Origin of the sequence: Microcoleus sp. B4-D4, assembly GCF_036705185.1 — a bacterium.
Taxonomy (GTDB): Bacteria; Cyanobacteriota; Cyanobacteriia; order Cyanobacteriales; family Microcoleaceae; genus Microcoleus.
Window position 1 is genome coordinate 1 of the sequence record NZ_JAUBTX010000029.1, and the last position, 20180, is coordinate 20180.

The 20180-nt window shown below is 44.6% G+C and carries 26 protein-coding genes; 14 read left to right on the forward strand and 12 right to left on the reverse strand.

The window, feature by feature from the left end:
* Window positions 1-361 precede the first annotated feature (361 nt).
* The 4 genes from QUB13_RS19940 to QUB13_RS19955 all read left to right on the forward strand — a co-directional run bounded on the left by QUB13_RS19940 (window position 362) and on the right by QUB13_RS19955 (window position 4096).
* Window positions 362-730 carry a FeoA family protein gene (locus QUB13_RS19940; protein ID WP_333116509.1) on the forward strand — a complete coding sequence of 123 codons (369 nt, stop codon included), beginning with the start codon at window positions 362-364 and terminating at the stop codon, window positions 728-730.
* A gap of 162 nt (window positions 731-892) precedes the next feature.
* Window positions 893-1135 carry a FeoA family protein gene (locus QUB13_RS19945; RefSeq protein WP_194067931.1) on the forward strand — a complete coding sequence of 81 codons (243 nt, stop codon included), beginning with the start codon at window positions 893-895 and terminating at the stop codon, window positions 1133-1135.
* Window positions 1135-3477 carry a Fe(2+) transporter permease subunit FeoB gene (gene feoB, locus QUB13_RS19950; RefSeq protein WP_333383818.1) on the forward strand — a complete coding sequence of 781 codons (2343 nt, stop codon included), beginning with the start codon at window positions 1135-1137 and terminating at the stop codon, window positions 3475-3477. The genes QUB13_RS19945 and feoB overlap by 1 nt, the downstream gene beginning before the upstream one ends.
* 352 nt (window positions 3478-3829) lie before the next feature.
* A complete protein-coding gene (locus QUB13_RS19955; RefSeq protein WP_333092196.1) occupies window positions 3830-4096 on the forward strand; it encodes a FeoC-like transcriptional regulator in 267 nt (88 codons plus the stop codon).
* 57 nt (window positions 4097-4153) lie between these two features.
* Here QUB13_RS19955 and QUB13_RS19960 read toward each other — a convergent pair whose 3' ends face one another.
* The 5 genes from QUB13_RS19960 to ubiG all read right to left on the reverse strand — a co-directional run bounded on the left by QUB13_RS19960 (window position 4154) and on the right by ubiG (window position 7869).
* Entirely contained in the window at window positions 4154-4348 is a 195-nt protein-coding gene (locus tag QUB13_RS19960) for a hypothetical protein (RefSeq protein WP_333092195.1), read from the reverse strand.
* Between the two features lie 323 nt (window positions 4349-4671).
* Window positions 4672-5409 carry an alpha/beta fold hydrolase gene (locus QUB13_RS19965; RefSeq protein WP_333383824.1) on the reverse strand — a complete coding sequence of 246 codons (738 nt, stop codon included), beginning with the start codon at window positions 5407-5409 and terminating at the stop codon, window positions 4672-4674.
* Window positions 5410-5632: 223 nt separating this feature from the next.
* Window positions 5633-6145, reverse strand: a complete 513-nt coding sequence (gene fldA / locus QUB13_RS19970; RefSeq protein WP_194008198.1) for a flavodoxin FldA — start codon at window positions 6143-6145, stop codon at window positions 5633-5635.
* A gap of 162 nt (window positions 6146-6307) precedes the next feature.
* Window positions 6308-6634, reverse strand: coding sequence for a cupin domain-containing protein (locus tag QUB13_RS19975; RefSeq protein ID WP_333383828.1), 327 nt, complete (start codon window positions 6632-6634; stop codon window positions 6308-6310).
* A 383-nt stretch (window positions 6635-7017) separates the two neighbouring features.
* Window positions 7018-7869 carry a bifunctional 2-polyprenyl-6-hydroxyphenol methylase/3-demethylubiquinol 3-O-methyltransferase UbiG gene (gene ubiG, locus QUB13_RS19980; protein ID WP_333383832.1) on the reverse strand — a complete coding sequence of 284 codons (852 nt, stop codon included), beginning with the start codon at window positions 7867-7869 and terminating at the stop codon, window positions 7018-7020.
* A 241-nt stretch (window positions 7870-8110) separates the two neighbouring features.
* Between ubiG and QUB13_RS19985 the strand changes: the two genes are divergently transcribed.
* The gene (locus QUB13_RS19985; protein ID WP_333383836.1) at window positions 8111-8842 is read left to right on the forward strand and encodes a TIGR04283 family arsenosugar biosynthesis glycosyltransferase; all 732 of its coding nucleotides are present in this window, start codon (window positions 8111-8113) and stop codon (window positions 8840-8842) included.
* Between the two features lie 32 nt (window positions 8843-8874).
* On the opposite strand, the gene QUB13_RS19990 is transcribed toward QUB13_RS19985, so the two are convergent.
* From QUB13_RS19990 to groES, 6 genes are all read right to left on the reverse strand, one after another.
* Window positions 8875-9090: a hypothetical protein gene (locus QUB13_RS19990; RefSeq protein WP_333383839.1), complete on the reverse strand. Its 216-nt coding sequence runs from the start codon at window positions 9088-9090 to the stop codon at window positions 8875-8877.
* Between the two features lie 137 nt (window positions 9091-9227).
* Window positions 9228-9326 (reverse strand): glutathione S-transferase family protein, encoded by a 99-nt coding sequence (locus QUB13_RS19995; RefSeq protein WP_255515880.1) that lies wholly within the window; start codon window positions 9324-9326, stop codon window positions 9228-9230.
* An 89-nt stretch (window positions 9327-9415) separates the two neighbouring features.
* Window positions 9416-9742, reverse strand: a complete 327-nt coding sequence (locus QUB13_RS20000; RefSeq protein WP_333383843.1) for a hypothetical protein — start codon at window positions 9740-9742, stop codon at window positions 9416-9418.
* A gap of 27 nt (window positions 9743-9769) precedes the next feature.
* Window positions 9770-10858 carry a hypothetical protein gene (locus QUB13_RS20005; RefSeq protein WP_333383846.1) on the reverse strand — a complete coding sequence of 363 codons (1089 nt, stop codon included), beginning with the start codon at window positions 10856-10858 and terminating at the stop codon, window positions 9770-9772.
* 127 nt (window positions 10859-10985) lie between these two features.
* A complete protein-coding gene (groL, locus tag QUB13_RS20010) occupies window positions 10986-12626 on the reverse strand; it encodes a chaperonin GroEL (RefSeq protein WP_194067944.1) in 1641 nt (546 codons plus the stop codon).
* A 136-nt stretch (window positions 12627-12762) separates the two neighbouring features.
* On the reverse strand, window positions 12763-13074 hold the full coding sequence (gene groES, locus QUB13_RS20015; protein WP_194008182.1) for a co-chaperone GroES: 312 nt from the start codon (window positions 13072-13074) through the stop codon (window positions 12763-12765).
* Between the two features lie 405 nt (window positions 13075-13479).
* On the opposite strand from groES, the gene QUB13_RS20020 reads away from it, so the two are divergent.
* Window positions 13480-13905, forward strand: coding sequence for a (2Fe-2S) ferredoxin domain-containing protein (locus QUB13_RS20020; RefSeq protein WP_333383849.1), 426 nt, complete (start codon window positions 13480-13482; stop codon window positions 13903-13905).
* 58 nt (window positions 13906-13963) lie between these two features.
* A complete protein-coding gene (locus QUB13_RS20025; RefSeq protein WP_333116492.1) occupies window positions 13964-14203 on the forward strand; it encodes a hypothetical protein in 240 nt (79 codons plus the stop codon).
* An 86-nt stretch (window positions 14204-14289) separates the two neighbouring features.
* On the opposite strand, the gene QUB13_RS20030 is transcribed toward QUB13_RS20025, so the two are convergent.
* Window positions 14290-14499, reverse strand: a complete 210-nt coding sequence (locus QUB13_RS20030) for a hypothetical protein (RefSeq protein WP_194069836.1) — start codon at window positions 14497-14499, stop codon at window positions 14290-14292.
* Between the two features lie 108 nt (window positions 14500-14607).
* Between QUB13_RS20030 and QUB13_RS20035 the strand changes: the two genes are divergently transcribed.
* The 7 genes from QUB13_RS20035 (at window position 14608) to QUB13_RS20065 (ending at window position 20147) form a co-directional block, all read left to right on the forward strand.
* The gene (locus QUB13_RS20035; RefSeq protein WP_194011504.1) at window positions 14608-15252 is read left to right on the forward strand and encodes a response regulator transcription factor; all 645 of its coding nucleotides are present in this window, start codon (window positions 14608-14610) and stop codon (window positions 15250-15252) included.
* 96 nt (window positions 15253-15348) lie between these two features.
* The gene (locus tag QUB13_RS20040) at window positions 15349-15498 is read left to right on the forward strand and encodes a hypothetical protein (protein WP_333383854.1); all 150 of its coding nucleotides are present in this window, start codon (window positions 15349-15351) and stop codon (window positions 15496-15498) included.
* Window positions 15499-15586: 88 nt separating this feature from the next.
* On the forward strand, window positions 15587-16108 hold the full coding sequence (locus QUB13_RS20045) for a LabA-like NYN domain-containing protein (RefSeq protein ID WP_006633075.1): 522 nt from the start codon (window positions 15587-15589) through the stop codon (window positions 16106-16108).
* A gap of 313 nt (window positions 16109-16421) precedes the next feature.
* Entirely contained in the window at window positions 16422-18056 is a 1635-nt protein-coding gene (locus QUB13_RS20050) for a 2-isopropylmalate synthase (RefSeq protein ID WP_194069832.1), read from the forward strand.
* Window positions 18057-18200: 144 nt separating this feature from the next.
* Window positions 18201-19001 carry a class I SAM-dependent methyltransferase gene (locus QUB13_RS20055; protein WP_333383858.1) on the forward strand — a complete coding sequence of 267 codons (801 nt, stop codon included), beginning with the start codon at window positions 18201-18203 and terminating at the stop codon, window positions 18999-19001.
* 388 nt (window positions 19002-19389) lie between these two features.
* Entirely contained in the window at window positions 19390-19680 is a 291-nt protein-coding gene (locus QUB13_RS20060; RefSeq protein ID WP_193973425.1) for an antitoxin family protein, read from the forward strand.
* A complete protein-coding gene (locus QUB13_RS20065) occupies window positions 19674-20147 on the forward strand; it encodes a type II toxin-antitoxin system VapC family toxin (RefSeq protein WP_333383864.1) in 474 nt (157 codons plus the stop codon). Before QUB13_RS20060 ends, QUB13_RS20065 begins: the two co-directional genes overlap by 7 nt.
* Window positions 20148-20180 lie beyond the last annotated feature (33 nt).

Below are 20180 nucleotides of genomic sequence, written 5' to 3' on the forward strand. Positions count from 1 at the left end.
GTTTTTAAGCAACAGCTTGCCTGAGATTCAAAGGTGGCTACTTTTAGCTACGCTCATTTTTTAGTCTAAACTACAGTGCTTAAGGACAACAGGTATTGGTTGCTAGTGATTGCAGCCCACATGAGTATCTAACGCGCATCTAACGCAAGAGACATAAAACTAGGGGCCCGCGAAAAATCTGCCTAATTATTAGGCCTGGAGAATAGTATTTTCCGAACTATTCAACGGGAAATAGTTCGCTAGAACCGGGAATTTAGCCCTGTCTGCGATCGCGAGCCGAGCGTATTGAGAATATATCTCAAGTTGCTGGACAAGCCAGTCCAAGCAAGAAGTTACTAAAGTCGATCGACTTCCAAAACAGATGAAACAACAATACAGCCAACAAAACCAAGAGTCAAACCCCGGACATTTCAAGGGTTTTACCTTTTATGGAGAAACAGCAGAAGCCTCAGAAACCGAAAACAGCACAGAAGCTCAGATAGAAGTTCAACCAGACTCAGCCAAGAGTAAATCATTCCCCCTAGCAATGGCAAGCGTCGGCGAAAAGCTGCGAATAGTCACACTCAGGGGTTCAGAAGGCTATGTGCGTCGCCTCATCGGCATGGGATTTGTCTCCGGTACCGAACTTCAAATTATCAGCCACTCCGGCGGTTCGGTGATTGTGGCAATTGGCGAAAACCGCATCGGTTTGGGCGCAGGTATGGCACAAAAAATTATGTGTACGAATTAGGAAAAGTGCCATAAATCTACAGCAATCCTATTTGATTTGCGAACATTTTTTTAACTGCCGGGGGCATCAGAAAAAATCTAGATATTCACAAATGCTGAGAGGGTTGCTGCCTTCAACAAGTTGATTGAATTTGTACAAATTTAGGCTAAATCAAAACAACAAATGAACGACAAAATACAATTGGGAGATTTAGCTGTTGGTAGCACAGGCAAAGTGGTTGGCTATGAAAAAACAGCCCGCGGCTACAAAGGCAAATTGTTAGCAATGGGATTGACACCGGGAACCGAATTTACTGTCACTCGCCACGCACCTCTAGGAGATCCCGTAGAAATCCTAGTGCGGGGTTTCAAGCTCAGTTTGCGGAAAGATGAAGCCAAAACCCTATTTGTAGAGGAGATGAAATAATGGCCAAGCAAATTATTGGATTGGTGGGCAATCCCAACTGTGGAAAAACTACCTTATTTAACGCTTTGACAGGTGCTAACCAGCGAGTGGGAAACTGGCCGGGAGTAACCGTCGAACGCAAAGAGGGAAAATATACTCATGATGGTTTACCAATTACGATTGTTGACTTGCCGGGAGTTTATTCTATAGATGCCGAAGATGGAGATACGGGCCTTGATGAATTGGTAGCGCGAGATTATTTGCTATCTGGCGAAGCAGATGTGATTGTTAATATTATTGACGCTTCCAACTTAGAGCGCAATTTGTATCTCACCACCCAAGTCTTAGAGATGCGCGTGCCGATGATTGTAGCGCTAAATATGATGGATGTTGCCAAAGAACGGGACATCCGAATTGATGTTAACAAACTTGCAGAACGATTGGGCTGTATGGTTGTGCCGATGAGTGCTTCGTCAAATGACGGAGTGTCTCTGTTGCGGGATGCTGTGAATAAAGCGCTACAAAAGCCGATCGCACCATCTGCCTATGTCGCTTATCCGGCTGTGATCGAAGATGCGATCGCCCAACTCATCCCGCATATTGAACAACACAGCCCCAATCGTCAAGTAGATGCCCGCTGGACAGCCCTGAAACTATTAGAATATCAGGATGAAGTCGCCCCAGAACTCGCAAACAAAGACTTAGAACAAATAGTCGTCCCCCACCGCCGCAGAGTCCACGAAACCCTCGATGACGACTTAGATATTATCATCGCCGACAGCCGCTACACCTACATCCGCACCCTCACCCAAGGCATAGTAGAATCTTCCAGAGAAGTCAAAACCAACATTTCCGATAAAATTGACCAAATTGTGCTCAATCGCTGGTTAGGCATCCCCGTATTCTTGATGGTGATGTACTTAATCTTCACCATTTCGATTAACGTTGGTGCAGTGTTTATCGACTTTTTTGACATCTTGTTAGGAACAATCTTTGTAGATGGTTTTGCTCAGGTTTTAGAAAGCCTCAATTCCCCTGGATGGTTAATCGGAGTGCTGGCAAAAGGTGCTGGTGGCGGCATTCAAACTACATCGACTTTTATTCCTCAAATTGGGATGATGTTCCTGTGTTTGTCAGTGTTGGAAGACTCTGGCTACATGGCGCGGGCAGCCTTCGTCATGGACAGATTAATGCGATTTGTCGGACTTCCCGGCAAATCCTTTGTACCGATGATGGTAGGTTTTGGCTGCAATATTCCCGGAATCATGGCGACGCGGACATTGGAAAATAAGCGCGATCGCATGATGACGATTATGATGAATCCATTCATGTCTTGTAGCGCCAGATTAGCAGTTTACGCCTTATTTTGCGGCGCATTCTTCCAAGTCGGCGGGCAGAACATGGTATTAGGGCTTTATTTATTAGGAATTTTAGCAGCAGTCTTCACCGGATTAATCTTAAAAAACACCATCCTGCAAGGAGAAGCTGCACCCTTTGTTATGGAACTGCCACCCTACCACATTCCCAAACTCAAAGGCGTACTGCTGCGGACTTGGGACAGACTGAAGGCTTTTATCAAAAAGGCCGGAATTGCGATCGTCCTCATGGTAATTGTACTCGGATTCATGAGCTCCGTCGGCACAGATGGTTCCTTCGGCAAAGAAGATAGCAAAGATTCAATTTTGAGCGCAGTTGCCCGCTCAGCAACACCAATATTTACTCCGATGGGAATTACCAAAGAAAACTGGCCGGCCACCGTCGGATTACTAACAGGAGTATTTGCCAAAGAAGTAATGGTTGGCACCTTAGACTCTCTATACACCCAACTATCCGACGAAGAAAAAGCAGCAAGTGCAGAACCAGAAAAACCAGAGGAACCCTTCAGTTTTTGGGGTGGCGTTAGCAAAGCATATCTCAGCATTCCAGAGAATATCGCAAAACTTCCCGGTCAACTTTTTGACCCATTGGGCTTAAGTTCCGCCAATATTACAGACCAAAAACAGGCAGAAGAAGATCAAGGTATTTCTAGTAGCACCTACGGACAAATGTCGCAAAGATTTGGTTCCAATCACGCAGCCTTTGCTTACTTATTGTTTGTATTGCTGTACTTTCCTTGTGTTTCGGCAACGGCTGCATTGTACCGCGAAACTAATTTAGGTTGGACAATATTCGCCTGTGCTTGGACTACTGGTTTAGCTTATTGGGCGGCGGTGCTCTATTATCAGGTTGTGACCTACGCAGAGCATCCAGAATCTTCAATTATTTGGTTAGTGACACTAGCAATAGCTATGGCCCTGACACTGGCAGGATTAAAAATGGCTGGTGCAATGCGTCCCAAACGGCGCGAAGCAATAAGTCAGTAGTTAGTATTTATTAATTGTAGGGTGCGGAGCCATCAAAAATCCCTAAATCAAGATCGCAATCTCACATATCCGCACCTTACAAAATAGATTGATTCGGACAAGCAAAATTCTAGCTGAGATTGTCTTTTGGGTGGGGCGGGTTTACAAGATTATTTATTTTTGCTATAAATTGCCTGTGAACCAGCCCCTACAAACCATAAAATTATTAACCAATCAATTCAGAAAAACAACATCCAAAAATTCTGTTGGGTGGGGTTCACCAACTACCTACAAAAAAAGACCAAAAATCTCATAAACCCGCCCCAAACTAATATTCGCATCAACATTTTACGAAAAATAAAGGATAAAGACCATGATTTTAAGCGATATCCAACAGTTTATTGCTGACAACAAAAGAGCTTCTCTTGCCGATTTAAAACTCCATTTCCGCATGGATGGCGATGCTTTGCGTGGAATGCTCAACCGCCTCATCCGTAAAGGCCGCATCAGGAAAATGGCAGAGGCGAAAAAGTGCGGCGGATGTCACAGTTGCAACGAGGATGCTACCGAGATTTATGTGTGGGTAAGTCCCGATCAATCAGCACCTGTAGAGGAACCAGTTTCTGCAAATTGCCATTAATTTAATTAATTAATTAGAGATTTTAGAAAGAACTATGATCATGGGAGCATCTCAGTTTTACAAAAAGCATTTTTTTTTATTATAGTGCGATCGCTTCAAGAACTCGCGTATTGTACAACTCGCGATCGGGGAGGCTCGCACTATATTCGATCGACTTTTGAAGTCTCGCACTGCAAAAGCTGCTTGATTTTCAACTTCCTTACGCACTCCTGTTTCGAGGCTGTTGGCAAATCCGATTTTTACTGTGTGCATCACTAATAGCAATAAGCTGACGGAAAAACCTCAGAACGTTACAATAATTTTCAGGCTCAAAAGTTCTTGGAAGTAGGGTTGCAGCTTTCTTGGGCTTTTTTTGCGTCCGCCCGCAGGTTGGTTTTTATTTATATAGTTATTGCATATAATACTCATTAAGTTGTGATGATACATTCCCCGGTAATTGTCATGCTTGGAAGTGCGATCGCACCTGTAGTGCTTTCAAGCAATCGGTACCTCGTTAAATTGGGGAAATTAGGCAAGTAGATTGCTTTTCAGGCCAAAATCTGTTAATAACTTTGATTGATGGTAGCGATACACCCTTAATATCTAAAATCTAAAACCGGTTGGCGACTGTGTAGAGATAGCCAAAAATTCAATATTTCTTCCCCGACTTGTTCTGGATAGAAGTGATGGAAAAAATGCCGCCCGTCTGGACATTCCCAAAAGCGATCGCCTTTTTTAAGAAATTTTGACCAGCGGCGCATCACAATAGGAGATACCACAAAATCAGTTTGGCTGCTGCATATCAACAAAGGTACTTCTACACCCTCATCGCGGGAATTATTCATCCTAAATAAGGAGTGAGGACAAGGAGAACAGGCTAAGTCATCCTCAAAATATGGTATAAATTTTTGACTGATACTTTGATTTTGACATCCCAGCATATCGTCTACCATTTGAGTCAAAACTTGTTGGCTACTCCACGGAAAAGCTGCAAGATGCGTATAGTAATGTGCTTGCCAATTAACAGAAGATGGCAAACCGACAGCTAAAAGTCCCAAAGAACTAACTTTGTGAGGATAGCGGCGCGCATACATTAAACCGACTAATCCGCTGGTACTGTGGCCGATGAGATGAATTGGGCGATCGCGCATTGTTAAAAAATCGTGCAACAGTTCAACAGCCATATCCAAAGAGCAACCTTCGTCTTCAGTTTGCTGGTATTCCCATACTTGCACAGGTACAGAATCATTTAAATAAGAAAGCAGCGAGCGATCGAAGCATAGCAAACTCGGACTTACACTTAACCAAAGCACATCATCTGAACTAAATTTCATCTATTTTCAGTTGGAGATAGAGTTATTTATTACTTAAGCATAACGTTTAAATGTAGGGTGCGCCCGCGCACCTTACTTCGACTGCTAGGGCGTATTTTATTGCGTCCTTTATCTCCCCGACTCAAAAAAAAAGGGGCGAAAATCCCCTCAAAGTGGTTCTCCTTAAGGGGGATTTAGGGGGATCAGGAGCGAAAGAATTAGTTTAAAAATACACCCTAACAGTCTACAAGCTAAATTCTTTCTTGAGTTGAGATACCCAAGATTTAATTCGCGCTTCCGTCAGATCCGATTGATTATCTTCATCAATAGCAAGACCCAAAAACTTGCCATTGACTACAGCTTTAGATTCATTAAAATCATAACCGTCTGTGGGCCATAGACCGACTGTTTCGCCGCCTTGTTCCGAGATTTTTTCAGCCAAAATCCCCATTGCATCCATAAAATTATCCGGGTAGCCTTCTTGGTCGCCAGTTCCCAAATAAGCTACTTGTTTGCCGCTAAAATCAATATCATCCAGTTCTGGGAAAAAACCTTCCCAGTCGCTTTGCAGTTCGCCGATATTCCAAGTCGGACAAGCGATAATCAGACATTCGTACTCGGCAAAATCATCATTGTCAATGCTACCGATTTCGTGAAGAGTCACGATATCGCCGCCAAATTCATCTCGGATCATTTCAGCGATCGACTCAGTTTTACCAGTAGTAGTTCCGTAGAACAGACCAATTGCTTTTGACATTTTTACTCCGAATGTGAAATTTGATAGTGCTTGATATTTCTGGTTTTCGATTCACAAATTGGCATTTCTTGCCTGCAATTGAGACAAAACCAGTAGGTGCGATTGTGGCGAACCTGAGAAATAAGAGAGTCAAGGCAGCAAGGGCAATGTTTTTTCATTTGGTTAAAGTTGAAAATTCATTAACCAAGCTGATTCGCTCAGATCTGGGTCTGGTTCGCAGTCAATTAGTAACAATTTCAGCATTGTTTGTACTTTGAGAGTGCGCGGGATCTCGGCGGGTACAAACACAAATACTCCGGGCTTTAAAGTGACTGTTCGATCGCCCACCGTGAGAGTTCCCACTCCTTCTAAAACCGCTAGGGTGATATCTTTGGAGCGATCGAGGTCGGGTATTTCAGAATTTTTACCCAAACTCATCAGTTTCTGGCTATCGGCTGGTTGTCCGTCGCTGATTCGCGACGCTGACGCGGAAACTATTGCTGCTGTCACGGTGATTGACCTCCAGGTACTGTTAAATTCCGGCAGTTATTGCAATTAATATTCAATAAGCTACCATGCAATTTAGATAATTTGTCAATTAATTTATGTTAAGATTTGTTACAAAGATTGGCTGCTCTAGATGCACGAGCAGCGATTCCAGCCTAAAGTTCAGATATGGCGGTGTTTTTGGGCGATCGGACTGCGAGGGGCGATCGCACTTCATTCGCCAAATACTTGGCAATAATTTGCAGTTAATTATAAAAAATCATCAGTTATCACTAGCAGCTAACTCATAACTGATGACTGATAACTGATGACTGCTAAGTTAAGAGGGCCCGCACGCACCATCCACCGCCCCTACCGACTGACAACTGATGACTAATAACTGATGACTAATTATTCTTCGCCCCTACGCCAACATACATAATCGACCTATCCTCATTAATTTGGATTTTAAACAACCCAGACTTTTTGTAATCAACATAGTTAGCGAGATTAGAAAGTAGCACTTGAGAAACCTGTTGAAAACTCGCCAGGGAAGGAAATAGTTGTTTTCCCCCCGTCAGATTTTCCCAAAAACCGTGCATTTCGGTTAAAACAGAACCCATTTCTCCAAACATATCAAAACCTTTAATTTCAATATTCCCAAAACCAGTATTTCGCATTACCGCAGACAGTTCCTCCGGGGTAATAAACTTTTCCCAATCGTGAACGCCGCGCCTAATTTCTTGCAAAATATTTTCCATCAGCCCAATCATCACAACTTGCGAAGAAAAAGTTCGGTTGATGGTATCAAAAAAGAAAAGTCCTCCGGGTTTGAGAATTCGGTGAACCTCTGACACAACCTTTTTGTAATCAGCAACGTGTTCTAAAACATCTACGCAGATGACGACATCGAAGGTATTGTCCGCGTAGGGCATATTTTCGGCAAAACCTTGCCTGTAGTCAATCTCAAAACCGCTGGTAACTGCATGATTTTGAGCTGCTACGATGCACTTGTCCGATCGATCTATTCCAGAAACCACAGCGCCCCTCTCGGCCATAAACTCGCAGGAAAAACCGCCGCCACACCCGACATCCAAGGTTTTGAGCCCTTGCCAATTAGTCGCGTGTCTGTCAAAAAACTCAAATCTGGGTTTATTTAGATGGTAGAGAGCATAGATTTTAGCATTTTCGTCCCACCAATTATCAGCATTTTCGTCGTAAAATTCTAGATCGTTTTTTACTTCTATTTTCGTTGGCACGATTTTTTTAGTCCTAATTAGTGGAAGATATAGATACAGACAGCGGTTGAAACCAGGTTGACAAAAACTTTCGTTTGCGTCTGCAGACTGAACAAGACAACGTAATTTTAACCGCCCGGTATTCAACCCACTATGCTAGGGTTTGGTTCGTATAGACCTGGTTTTAACTGCCCGGTCTTCTGTTTTGTTGCGAATCGTCACAATGTTTTAGTATAATACTTTTGGCATGAATTTCAACCAGATGAATCGCGTTTCTATTATCATTCCCGCCCTCAACGAAGCGACTTGTCTGGAACGCACTTTGCGCCAACTCAGCATTCTCAATCCTCCGGCTTGGGAGGTGTTAGTGGTAGATGGCGGCAGTCAAGACGATACAGTGGCGATCGCACTTTCCGCCATCACCAGAGTTATTTCTAGCAGTATAGCCGGACGTTCCGCGCAAATGAACCTAGGTGCAGAAACCGCCACTGGTGAAATTCTGTGCTTTCTCCACGCCGATACTTTAGTTCCTGACGACATTGTAGCAGTCATCCAGAAAACATTGTCCGATGCTAAAATTGTCGGAGGCGGGTTTATCTCGGTGATGGCTGGTTCGCAGCAAACAAGATGGGGTTTTTCGCTGCACAATTATCTAAAAACTTACTACGCGCCGCTGTTATTTCGACCTCATTTATTTTTTAAAGGATTGCGCTTGTTGTTTGGCGATCAGGTTATTTTTTGCCGCCGTACTGTTTTTTGGGAAGGCGCGGGTTTCGATGCGGCGCTGCCAATTATGGAGGAAGCGGATTTGTGTTTGAAGTTAGCGCGCCGCGGGAGACTTAAGTTAGTAAATCGGGTGGTGGAAAGTAGCGATCGGCGGGTGGCGCATTGGGGCGAACTTAAAGCAACTGCCATCTATCTGGCGATCGGTTTTTTGTGGGGTTTTGGGGTTTCAGCGAGGTATCTCAAACTGTTTTATGAAGACATTCGCTGACTGGTAATTGTGCAGGGCCAGAAAAATGCGCGTTAGCGAAGCCCTCGAAGAGGATCGTCCAACAAACCTTCAAAGAATTTCAACACAGTATCGACTTTTTCCTTAGCCTTTGCGATTTCCTGCGCTTGGGGAGTTCCCCATCCCATTATTTCACTACTGAGGGGATCAAGTCCCGGCATAAGTTCGTTAACCGTGGCCAATTCTACCATCTTCACACCCGCCAAATCTTGCGGTTCTTTCGGCAGCATTGCCGGTTCGGGATACTTTGTTTCTAGATAGTCAAGAATTGCTAGAGACTAGACGACAGTGAAGTCATCATCGACCAAAAGAGGGATGCGGTGAAAAGGATTCATGGCGATAAATTCTGGATCTAAGCGATCGCCGTCTAAGTGATTTCTACTAATTCAAAGTTGAGGTTTTTTTCTATGAGGGCGATCCACACGCGGCGGGAGTTGGGGGAAATGGGACTATGGTAAAGTTTCATAATTGGTGTGCCTGGTTATTCAAAGCTAATAAAAGCCACATTTTGATTATGCATTTAGGCGGATCAGTTTTTGCTGCCTTCTCTCAAAGTTATTCGAGAGCTTGATCTGAAATTACTCTGAGCCGTTTACAGGCTTCCTCCGCCGTCATCGCCTCGCTAGTTTCCCACTCTGCAAAAGTCTCTTCTAGGGCTTCAGATAGCGCTTGTTCATAAGCGATATTTTCCCGTCCAGTATTATGCTCTAAACTTTTCTTCATGTCTGCGTGGAGAAGCTCTAAAAATTTAATATCGTTCCCTAGATCGGCAGCCTCATCCTCATCTACATCTTCAATTACTTGCAAACGTTCTTGATAGGCATTGATTTGATGTTCAATGGCTTCTATAATAAACCTTAAATCTTTAAATGATAGATTCATGTTAGCTTACTATTCTATAAATCACCTCTACAGGTAGTATGAGGGATCGATTTCAGAGTCATCGCTAGAGGTACGTTCGGCACAAATCTCGTCCATAATTTCCTGAAAATCTGGATCGTCTTTAAACACACCCGCAAATTGCATCCAGGTGGGTTCTGAAGCCTGAATCGGTACTTCCCAGGAAATAGCTTCAATATGCTTAAGTCGTTCTAAAAATGTGATTTGAAGTTGGGTAATGGCTTCTTCCCGAGTTGCTGCTTCAACTTGACATTGCGGAAACTCGAAAACAGAAGCAGAAACCTTTCCTGATGAGAGAGTTTCTAACAGGAGTGTCACTTTAAATTGGCTAGATGGTTGGGATTGCAATACATTTAAGCTTGTTAACCTATTGAAATTCGTTTTAGTGATTTTATTAATTTCGCAGTACATATTACATTGCTGCACCAACTCTGATTTAACAGCGCAAAACTCCTTGCACACTATGAAAATTCTGCAAGCATCTCCAAATGCTGAATGAGGTTTCATCTTATTTTTATACTTTAATGGCAATTTATAGTTAAAATTCTTTGATCCAAAGCATTTGTTTTTAGCATAAAATCCGAGAATCAACGATATTTTGTCAAGAGAGAAGAGATAGCCTACCTCCTTTTGAATAACAAGTTGTATGTCAATAACTTGAATATTCGATATATTGACTTTTGCCATTTTCAAAATCTTGATATCCTCCCTCCCACCAAACAATACAATCTGGTCAACTTGATGTATATTAAACAGGTTGTGAATGTATTCGCGTAATTCATCTAGGCATTGGGAGCGTAGCTTTCTTGCTATAACTTTATCAGACTTTTCGATCCGGTAGCTCGGATCGAATACTTTCTGATACTCTCCTCTTTTAAGGTTTGCCACTCTTTCCGAAAATCCAACAGTTTTACCAATGTCATTAATAATATTTTGCCTGATAACAAGGAATACATCATAGGAAAATTTTTTAGTCTCAAATAAAAGCTGATGCCGCTCTACATCATATATCACGGCACCAATTTCTGTAGGAAAATAGTCTGCTCTAAAAGAACCATAAATTGGCCCAAACTCCAAGTCTAAAAATAGAGTATTCATCTACCTGCTACTTGCTAACTAGCTCGATTTTTTGATCCTACTATAATTGTGCAACGCCAAAGCACTTCCAAAATATAAAAAACAGGGCGGGCCCTAAAGCCCGCCCCATCAAACGATCGACTAGCGATTAATAATCGAAGTCGCCGCCGCCCATGCCGCCGCCAGCGCCAGCAGCAGCGCCATCCTTCGGTTCAGGCTTGTCAACGACGATGCACTCGGTTGTCAGCACCATACCAGCAATAGATGCTGCATTTTGCAGAGCAGAACGAGTTACCTTCGCAGGGTCAACGATACCAGCTTCAAACATATCGACAAACTCATTTGTCGCTGCGTTGAAACCAACGTTGAATGGCTTTTCTTTGACGCGCTCAGCGATGACAGCGCCGTTCAAACCAGCATTTTCAGCAATCCGCTTCAGAGGAGCAGCCAGAGCCCGTGCCACAATCAAAGCACCGGTCAATTCTTCGCCCTTGAGAGTGCTATTAGCCCACTCTTCCAATTGAGGAGTCAGGTGAGCCAAAGTTGTACCGCCACCAGGAACAATGCCTTCTTCGACAGCAGCTTTGGTTGCGTTGATCGCATCTTCAAGACGCAGTTTGCGATCCTTCATTTCGGTTTCGGTAGCCGCGCCGACTTTGATGACTGCAACGCCGCCAGCCAATTTGGCCAAACGTTCTTGCAGCTTTTCTTTGTCGTAGGAAGATTCGGTTTCGTCCATTTGACGGCGAATTTGTTCGCAGCGGGACTTGACAGCGACTTCGTTACCTTCGGCAACAATTGTGGTGTTGTCTTTGGTGATGGTGATGCGGCGGGATTTGCCCAGCATATCCAGCTTGGTGTTTTCCAGTTTCAAACCAGCATCTTCGGTGATTAGTTGACCGCCGGTCAATACGGCGATATCTTCTAACATGGCTTTGCGTCGATCGCCAAAACCAGGTGCTTTAACAGCAGTCACGTTCAACACGCCGCGCAGTTTGTTGACAACCAGAGTAGCTAAAGCTTCTTTCTCGATGTCTTCTGCAATAATCACCAGCGGGCGGCCGGAACGGGCTACTTGTTCGAGTACGGGTACTAAGTCTTGTACCAAGCCGATTTTTTTGTCTGTCAGCAGGATGAAGGGTTCTTCTAGAATCGCTTCCATCCGTTCGGTGTCGGTGACAAAGTAGGGAGAAATGTAGCCTTTGTCGAAGCGCATCCCTTCGGTGATTTCGAGCTCGGTGGTCATAGACTTCCCTTCTTCTAGGGAAATTACGCCTTCCTTGCCCACTTTGTCCATTGCGTTGGCAATCATTTGGCCGACTTCATCGTCGTTACCGGCAGAGATTGAGCCTACTTGGGCGATGGATTTGGAATCTTCTACTTGTTTGGCGTGTTCGGCAATTTTTTCGACCAAAAAGCTGGTTGCTTTGTCAACACCGCGTTTGAGGGCGATCGCATTTGCGCCGGCTGCGACGTTCCGCAGGCCTTCTTTAACCATTGCGTGAGCTAGAACGGTAGCTGTTGTGGTGCCGTCGCCTGCTGCGTCGTTGGTTTTGGAGGCGGCTTGACGGATCAAGGCAACGCCTGTATTTTCAACGTGGTCTTCTAGTTCGATTTCTTTGGCGATGGTAACGCCGTCATTGACGATTTGAGGAGCTCCGAATTTCTTTTCGAGAACTACGTTGCGACCTTTGGGCCCGAGGGTGACGGCCACTGCTTCTGCCAAAATGTCCATGCCGCGTTCGAGGGCGCGACGTGCATTTTCGTTGTAGATAATACGCTTAGCCATAGTTTTTGGGGATGAAAAGGTTTGAGATTTTTGATTGGGGAGGGATTTTAGTCATTTGTCCTGTGTCATTAGTTGTTTGGCGGCCTTGGCTTTAAACTGATGGCTGATGACGGCAGGACTGATGACTGATGATTAATTAGTTAACGATCGCCAGAATGTCTTTTTCGGCTAGCAAGACGTATTCGTCGGTGCCGAGTTTGATGTCGGTGCCTGCGTACTTCGAGTAGAGAACTTTGTCGCCGACTTTGACTTCCATTTCAACGCGCTTGCCGTCGTCATTGCGCTTGCCGGGGCCCACGGCCGCGACTTCGCCTACTTGGGGCTTTTCCTTTGCTGTGTCGGGCAGAAGGATGCCGCCGGCGGTTTTTTCTTCGCTAGCGCTTACTTTCACGAACACGCGCTCGCCTAAAGGTTTAACGGTAGAAACACTCAGTGATACTGCTGCCATAAATAAATCTCCAGATTACAGATCCTAGTCAGTTAGCCGGCCGGGGTCGCTATGAAAGCAACAGCCGACTGCTTGCTACTGACATATTAGCACTCTCGACTCCTGAGTGCTAATTTAGCTTTAGTTAGGGGCGATCGCAACTTATCTGTCTGTACGGGTTCCCGAACAGAAAATGAGGGGGAGAGTGGGAGGTGGGGAGATGGGGAGAGTGGGAGAGGGGGAGAGTGGGAGAGTGGGAGATGGGGAGAGGGGAGATGGGCAGAGTGGGGGAGAGTGGGAGAAGATTTTTGATTGAGCGTCGAAATATACAATTTAAATGCAGTACAGCTTATGGGAGATTTGGTGATGGGGTGATGAGGTGATGGCTTTCGATCGCCCAAAAATTACTATTGACGAATGAATATAATGACAGAAAATCAGGATGAATCTTGCAGCCAAGGCTTGAGGGCTTGTGTCAAAAGCCTGGGAATCGATCGAATCGACCGACATATTTTTATCTGTGCCGACCAAACGGTGCCTAAGTGCTGCGATCGAGAAACCAGTCTGGTAGCGTGGAATTACTTAAAAAAACGTTTGCAAGAATTGGGCCTGGACAAACCGAGTGCCGATCGGCCAAGCTGCATTTTTCGGACTAAAGCCAACTGCCTGCGAGTGTGCGCGTCGGGTCCGATTATGGTGGTCTATCCAGACGGAGTATGGTATCGCGACGTTACGCCCCCCGTCATCGAGAGAATTATTCAGGAACATCTGATCGGGCAGGAGGTCGTGGAAGAATACGCTTTTTTAACTCATCCTTTGCCACAGCCCGATCGCGGAAAACCAGCCATTTAAATTTATGTAGCGCTCTCAAAAAGCAGAGCGTTATAAATAAGGTGCTAAGTTGAAGGCTTTGAAGCTCAGATTCTCCGGCGCAAAAGGCGATCGCGATCGAACAACTGTACTTTCGGGTCAGTCTCTGGTAATCTTGCCGGTCGCTTTAATTTTTTTGAGGAGGGTGACGGGAAGAAGTTCGATCGGGCGACAATTTGCCCAAAAGTTTTTCAACAGCAGACATCAGGCAGTTTGCCAAACTACACTAGAAATAGTTAAATACGTAAGTAAGGAGTCTTTAAATTTTTCTAAATTATAAAGTAACAATTAAAATTGGGGCATCAACATACAATTGAACGTATCCAGATTAAATATCTTACGCTAAGCGCTTCGAGCGGGTCGATCCTATAAATCAAGGCCCGACCACATCATCGATGACTGTTGGCGAGGAAGATAATTTTTGTTAACTTCAGCCGGATCGTCATGATTAATCGGGCGATCGTCAGTCATAGGTTTTGGCTTTGTTCCTAGTGGTAAGGCATTTACAAACAAAGTCCGATCGCTGGGAAAGAAAGCGGTAACACCCGCCCCGCTTTCCCCTGAGCGCAATAGCATCACTCGCTTTCGCCGTCCGCCGTCAAGGGGGCGGCGGTGTCAGCGGGGGACAAAAATAAACAAGTGTGAAAACGAGAAATTGTGCGGGGTACTGTAGCGGGAACAAACATGAAGGATAACTCAGGAGACCAAAAAAGGCTGATGCTGGTTGACGACGACCCAAACTTGATCTTGCTAGTCAAGGATTACTTAGAATTTCGGGGTTATAACGTCATCACAGCAGAAAACGGCAGACACGCCCTAGAAAAACTCGAAGAAGAAATCCCCGACTTGATCATCTGCGATGTGATGATGCCAGAAATGGACGGGTACACTTTAGTCAGACAAATCAGAGAAGACCCGCGCACGAACTGGATTCCAGTTCTTTTCTTGTCAGCAAAAGGTCAAAGTTCCGATCGAGTAAAAGGCTTGAGCACTGGGGCTGACGTTTATATAGTTAAACCTTTTGAACCCGAAGAACTGGTAGCTCAAGTAGAGTCTTCCCTGAAAGCAGCATCTCGTTTAATTCGCCACTCTACTCCAGGTATTGAGAGCGGCCCAAGAATTAAAGCCCGTCGCCATGTCGAATTGACTCCAACTGAGTTAAAGGTGGTACAGTTGCTAGCGCAGGGTATGGCAAACCGCCAAATAGCAGACATCATGAATGTTAGCCAGCGGACTATAGAGAGCCACGTCAGCAATATGCTAGGCAAAACAGGTCTGCACAACCGAACAGAATTAGCTCGCTGGGCCCTGGAAAGCAAAAAGGCTTGAGCACTTCTACCCTCAGCTATCAAATTACGGGAGTATAAGGTAAAGTAATGCGCTGGGTGCAAGCCTGCTTGGCGGTAGTTTCAACCCCAATTAACTTTGACCCAACAGCCGACAACGACTGAACATGAGTTATCGGGAATCTGGTTCGATCGACCGAGCAAGGTCGATCGAATGCAAGCAGCTTTAAAATCACCCTCTGGCGGTAGAGCCGAAAATATGAAATACTGGAGGGATGGAGTTTTCTGAAGTTTAATCTATTGCCTCAGTTAGCTCCATATTGCTAAAATGTGATATTTAGATTAACTTCTTTCTACAATTATTAGGTCTAAGTTCTATGACAAACTTAATGAACCGCCTTTCTATTTTTGTTGACGGGAACAATATGTTCTACGCTCAACAAAAGAACGGTTGGTTTTTTGATCCTCGCAGGGTGCTCGAATATTTCAAAACTTCGCAGCCAAATGTCATCTTGATCAATGCTTTCTGGTATACGGGTTTGAAAGACCCGCAAGATCAAAGGGGATTTCGAGATGCTTTGATCAGTCTGGGTTACACGGTTCGTACTAAGATTCTTAAGGAATATTACGATGATGCTTCGGGCAGATATTCTCAAAAAGCTAATTTAGACATAGAGATTGTGGTTGATATGTTTAATACGGTAGATCAATACGACCAAGTTGTGCTGTTTAGCGGGGATGGAGATTTTGAGCGGGCGATCGAGCTACTGCGGTCAAAAAATACTCATATTACTGTGGTATCCACCGAAGGAATGATTGCTAGAGAGTTACGAAATGCTACAGATAGGTATATAGACCTGAATGAAATTCGGGAACATATCGAAAAAATGGATTATTAGTCATTAGTCATTAGTCATTAGTCATTAGTCATTAGTTGTTGGGAATTGGTTATTAGTTATTAGTTATTGGTTATTGGTTATTGGTTATTGGTTACTTGCTACGAATTCCCACTTTCCAATTCTCAATTCCCAATAACAGTCAACAGTCAACAGTCAACAGTCAACAGTCAACAGTCAACAGTCAACAGTCATCAGTTATGGGTTATGGGTTATTAAATATTCGTTATTGGCGCGAGACATGGGACTGGTGACTGAAGGCTAAAAATCCAGAAACACAAACAAGTAAAAATCAGGAAAACACTTTTTTAGAGCTATGAAAACTCAACAAAGTCAAGACCGGGTGATTATTTTCGATACGACTTTGCGGGACGGAGAACAATCTCCTGGCGCATCTCTGAATGTGGATGAAAAGCTGACGATCGCTCGACAGTTAGCGAGATTGGGCGTGGATGTGATAGAAGCGGGTTTCCCTTTCACCAGCACGGGAGATTTTGAGGCCGTCCAAAAAATAGCGCGATCGGTTGGCACGGAAAATGGGCCGACAATTTGCGGTTTGGCAAGGGCGAGAAAGCCGGATATCAAAACAGCAGCAGAAGCTCTGAAACCAGCGGTAAATTCGCGAATTCATACGTTTCTGGCGACATCTGACATTCACTTAGAATATAAGCTGAAAAAGACGCGGGCTGAGATTCTGGAAATTGTGCCGGAAATGGTGGCTTACGCTAAGTCTTTTGTGGATGATGTGGAGTTTTCGCCGGAAGATGCTTGTCGTTCGGAACCGGAGTTTTTGTATCAGGTTCTAGAACGGGCGATCGCCGCCGGTGCAACTACTGTGAATATTCCCGATACTGTTGGCTACACGACTCCGAACGAGTTTGGGGCTTTGATTCGGGGAATTAAGGAAAATGTGCCGAATATCGATCGCGCAATTATTTCAGTTCACGGTCACAATGACTTAGGATTGGCTGTTGCTAACTTTTTGGAAGCGGTCAAAAATGGCGCAAGACAGTTAGAATGCACGATTAACGGGATTGGCGAACGCGCGGGAAATGCGGCTTTGGAAGAGTTGGTAATGGCGCTTTACGTGCGGCGGCAATATTTCAATCCGTTCTTGGGCCGACCAGCAGATTCTGAGGAACCGCTGACAAATATTGACTCGCGCCAAATTTACAAAACTTCCCGCTTGGTTTCCAATTTAACGGGGATGTTGGTGCAGCCAAATAAAGCGATAGTCGGGGCCAATGCTTTCGCCCACGAGTCGGGAATTCACCAAGACGGAGTGCTGAAAAATAAGCTGACATACGAAATTATGGACGCTGAGTCGATCGGCTTAACGGAAAATCAAATCGTACTGGGCAAATTATCCGGCCGCCACGCATTTCACACTCGCTTGAAAGAGTTGGGTTTTGAAATGGCTGACGATGAGCTAAATAAAGCTTTTGTCAAGTTTAAGGATTTAGCGGACAAGAAAAAAGAGATTACCGATTGGGATTTGGAGGCGATCGCCAACAACGAAGCCCACCAAGCACCGGAACTGTTCCGGTTAGAATTGGTGCAGGTTTCCTGCGGCGACAAATCTCGCCCGACAGCAACCGTTACGGTGCGGAATCCATCGGGAGAAGAATTGACGGATGCTGCGATCGGCACCGGGCCAGTGGATGCGATTTACAGAGCAATTAACCGCGTGGTAAACGTACCGAACGAGTTGATTGAGTTTTCTGTACAATCAGTAACAGCCGGCATAGATGCGATCGGCGAAGTAACAATTCGTCTGCGCCACGAAGGCAAAGTATTTTCCGGTCACTCAGCAAACACCGACATCATAGTCGCCTCCGCAGAAGCATACATCAGCGCCTTAAATCGACTGTACGTGTCATTGCAGCCTGAAAAATCCTCCGAACAGCCAACTGCGATCGCCAATCAAGTTGTTGCACAAGCACAGCGCTGATCAATTTGCAGTCAACCATCTTGCTTAAACCAAACCGCAGACGAACCCAGATCGAAGCAGATCAAACTCAATTAATCTGCCTTAATCCGCGTTCATCTGCGGTTAAAAAATTAACTTAATTACCTAAAAATAATCATGTAAAAAATGCAAGAAGAAACCTTAAACAAAGAGCGAGAATTCCACGATGCCTGGGCATCAACAATAGATATTGACGGCATTCGAGTCAATGATTATTTTGAAGCTTGTACTGCCCCAGAAAATAGATTTATCCTCAAACAAATAGGCGATATTACCGGGAAACGCCTCTTAGATTTAGGCTGCGGTGCTGGAGAAAACAGCGTTTATTTTGCCAAAAAAGGCGCGCAATGCGTAGCTGCAGACTATTCTCAGGGCATGGTAGATGTGGCATTGAAATTAGCCGAAAAAAACGGCGTTATTATAGAAGGTTGTACTGTCAATGCAATGGCGCTAGATTTTCCAGATAACAGTTTTGATATTGTTTACGCTTCTAACTTGCTGCACCATTTACCTGAACCAGAAAAAGCAATTCGCGAAATGCAGCGCGTGCTGAAACCAGGGGGGAAAGCTTGTTTTTGGGACCCGATGAAGCACAATCCGGTGATTAATGTTTACCGCAGAATGGCTACTGAGGTGCGGACTGAGGATGAAAGTCCTTTGGATATTAATATTGTGAAATTTGTCGAGTCTTTGTTTTCAAAGACGGCTTACGATACATTTTGGCTGGCGGCGCTGTGGATTTTTTTACGCTTTTATTTGATCGAGAAAATACATCCCAATGAGGAGCGTTACTGGAAAAAAATTATTATTGAACAAGAGAGATTGAAACCGGAATATTCTCGATTGGAAGGGTTGGATGGGTTTTTAAAGAAGTTGCCTTTGATGAAGCGGTTGGCTTGGAATTTGGCTGTGGTAGCAACGAAGTAATTAAAAGAAGGAAGTTCGGCAACGGATTATGTAACGGATGTAACGGATGTAACGGATGTAAGTCCGTCGGAAGAGGGAAGAGGGAAGAAGAAGGCTTTAGTGGTAGGGTTCGTCAGTTTTGAGATTCTTGCATCAGCGCCGAAAGTATGATTTTGACGCACCATTTATTGTCCGGTGCGTCAGTTTTGAGATTGTTTGTTTCTCGCAGAAATAATCCTAGCTGACGCACCCTACTTTCAACTATAAAAGAAGTATAGCGGTTCTCAAAAAAGTGAGGTATGCCCTATGCCCGATGCCCGGTTTGGCCTATGCCCTATCCCAGATAGTACCTCATCTTTCGCTTGAAAGGCTATACAATAAGTCTAAGCATTTAATTAAGAGGCTAATTATGCCAGAAACTATTACTGCTGTGTACGAAAACGGGGTTTTTCGTCCCCTGAGTCCTTTGTCATTGAATGATGGGGAAACTGTGGAAATCACAATTGTAGCGGAAGTGTCGCAGCGCCAAAAGTCGATGATTAAGATGATGACAGAAGGGCAATTGGTGCCTTTTCCAACAAAACAGTTTAAGCTAGATGCCGCCGCAGAACAAAAGCGGCGCGAACTGTTTGAAAAACTGAAGGGAAGAGTGGGGAAACCTCTTTCTGAAATCGTTATTGAGGATCGCGGCCCGTGGTAAATGCCTATTTCTTAGACACCAGCGCTTTGGTTAAACGGTATGTGCCTGAATTCGGAAGTAATTGGATTCAATCAATTACTCTTCCAGTAGCAGGTAACTTTCTCGCGATTTCTCAGATTACTTGGGTGGAGGTATGCAGCGCTTTTTCACGCCGTCAACGAGAGGGTAGTCTATCTTTCGATGAGGTTAACCAACTTATGGGAGATTTTCTCACGGATTTTGACAACCAGTATGAAGTTCTTGAAGTCGATCGCACTTTGATAGAAACAGCGGGTGAACTGGTGAGGCAAAACCCGCTGCGGGCTTATGATTCTGTGCAATTAGCGTCAGCTTTGCGGGTTCAATCTACTCTCGTTAGTTTTTTCGTGCCAGATACTCAACTGGTTTTTGTTTCGGCGGACAAGAGATTGCTGGATATTGCTCATTCAGAAGGGTTGGCTATTGATAATCCTAATAATTATCCGTAATCAAGCTGTTTCTAGTGAGGAATGCAAGTCCTC

Bases quoted from the DNA above. Each gene is read 5' to 3' on its own strand.
- QUB13_RS20030 (WP_194069836.1), bottom strand. From the start codon at position 14,499: ATGCTATTGCGCTCAGGGGAAAGCGGGGCGGGTGTTACCGCTTTCTTT.
- QUB13_RS20035 (WP_194011504.1), top strand. From the start codon at position 14,608: ATGAAGGATAACTCAGGAGACCAAAAAAGGCTGATGCTGGTTGACGAC.
- QUB13_RS20055 (WP_333383858.1), top strand. From the start codon at position 18,201: ATGCAAGAAGAAACCTTAAACAAAGAGCGAGAATTCCACGATGCCTGG.
- QUB13_RS19990 (WP_333383839.1), bottom strand. From the start codon at position 9,090: ATGCTGCCGAAAGAACCGCAAGATTTGGCGGGTGTGAAGATGGTAGAA.
- QUB13_RS20060 (WP_193973425.1), top strand. From the start codon at position 19,390: ATGCCAGAAACTATTACTGCTGTGTACGAAAACGGGGTTTTTCGTCCC.
- QUB13_RS20045 (WP_006633075.1), top strand. From the start codon at position 15,587: ATGACAAACTTAATGAACCGCCTTTCTATTTTTGTTGACGGGAACAAT.
- QUB13_RS19945 (WP_194067931.1), top strand. From the start codon at position 893: ATGAACGACAAAATACAATTGGGAGATTTAGCTGTTGGTAGCACAGGC.
- QUB13_RS20000 (WP_333383843.1), bottom strand. From the start codon at position 9,742: ATGAATCTATCATTTAAAGATTTAAGGTTTATTATAGAAGCCATTGAA.
- groL (WP_194067944.1), bottom strand. From the start codon at position 12,626: ATGGCTAAGCGTATTATCTACAACGAAAATGCACGTCGCGCCCTCGAA.
- QUB13_RS19960 (WP_333092195.1), bottom strand. From the start codon at position 4,348: ATGCACACAGTAAAAATCGGATTTGCCAACAGCCTCGAAACAGGAGTG.
- QUB13_RS20020 (WP_333383849.1), top strand. From the start codon at position 13,480: ATGACAGAAAATCAGGATGAATCTTGCAGCCAAGGCTTGAGGGCTTGT.
- feoB (WP_333383818.1), top strand. From the start codon at position 1,135: ATGGCCAAGCAAATTATTGGATTGGTGGGCAATCCCAACTGTGGAAAA.
- QUB13_RS20005 (WP_333383846.1), bottom strand. From the start codon at position 10,858: ATGAATACTCTATTTTTAGACTTGGAGTTTGGGCCAATTTATGGTTCT.
- QUB13_RS19940 (WP_333116509.1), top strand. From the start codon at position 362: ATGAAACAACAATACAGCCAACAAAACCAAGAGTCAAACCCCGGACAT.
- QUB13_RS19955 (WP_333092196.1), top strand. From the start codon at position 3,830: ATGATTTTAAGCGATATCCAACAGTTTATTGCTGACAACAAAAGAGCT.
- QUB13_RS19995 (WP_255515880.1), bottom strand. From the start codon at position 9,326: ATGAAACTTTACCATAGTCCCATTTCCCCCAACTCCCGCCGCGTGTGG.
- QUB13_RS19965 (WP_333383824.1), bottom strand. From the start codon at position 5,409: ATGAAATTTAGTTCAGATGATGTGCTTTGGTTAAGTGTAAGTCCGAGT.
- QUB13_RS19985 (WP_333383836.1), top strand. From the start codon at position 8,111: ATGAATCGCGTTTCTATTATCATTCCCGCCCTCAACGAAGCGACTTGT.
- groES (WP_194008182.1), bottom strand. From the start codon at position 13,074: ATGGCAGCAGTATCACTGAGTGTTTCTACCGTTAAACCTTTAGGCGAG.
- fldA (WP_194008198.1), bottom strand. From the start codon at position 6,145: ATGTCAAAAGCAATTGGTCTGTTCTACGGAACTACTACTGGTAAAACT.
- QUB13_RS20050 (WP_194069832.1), top strand. From the start codon at position 16,422: ATGAAAACTCAACAAAGTCAAGACCGGGTGATTATTTTCGATACGACT.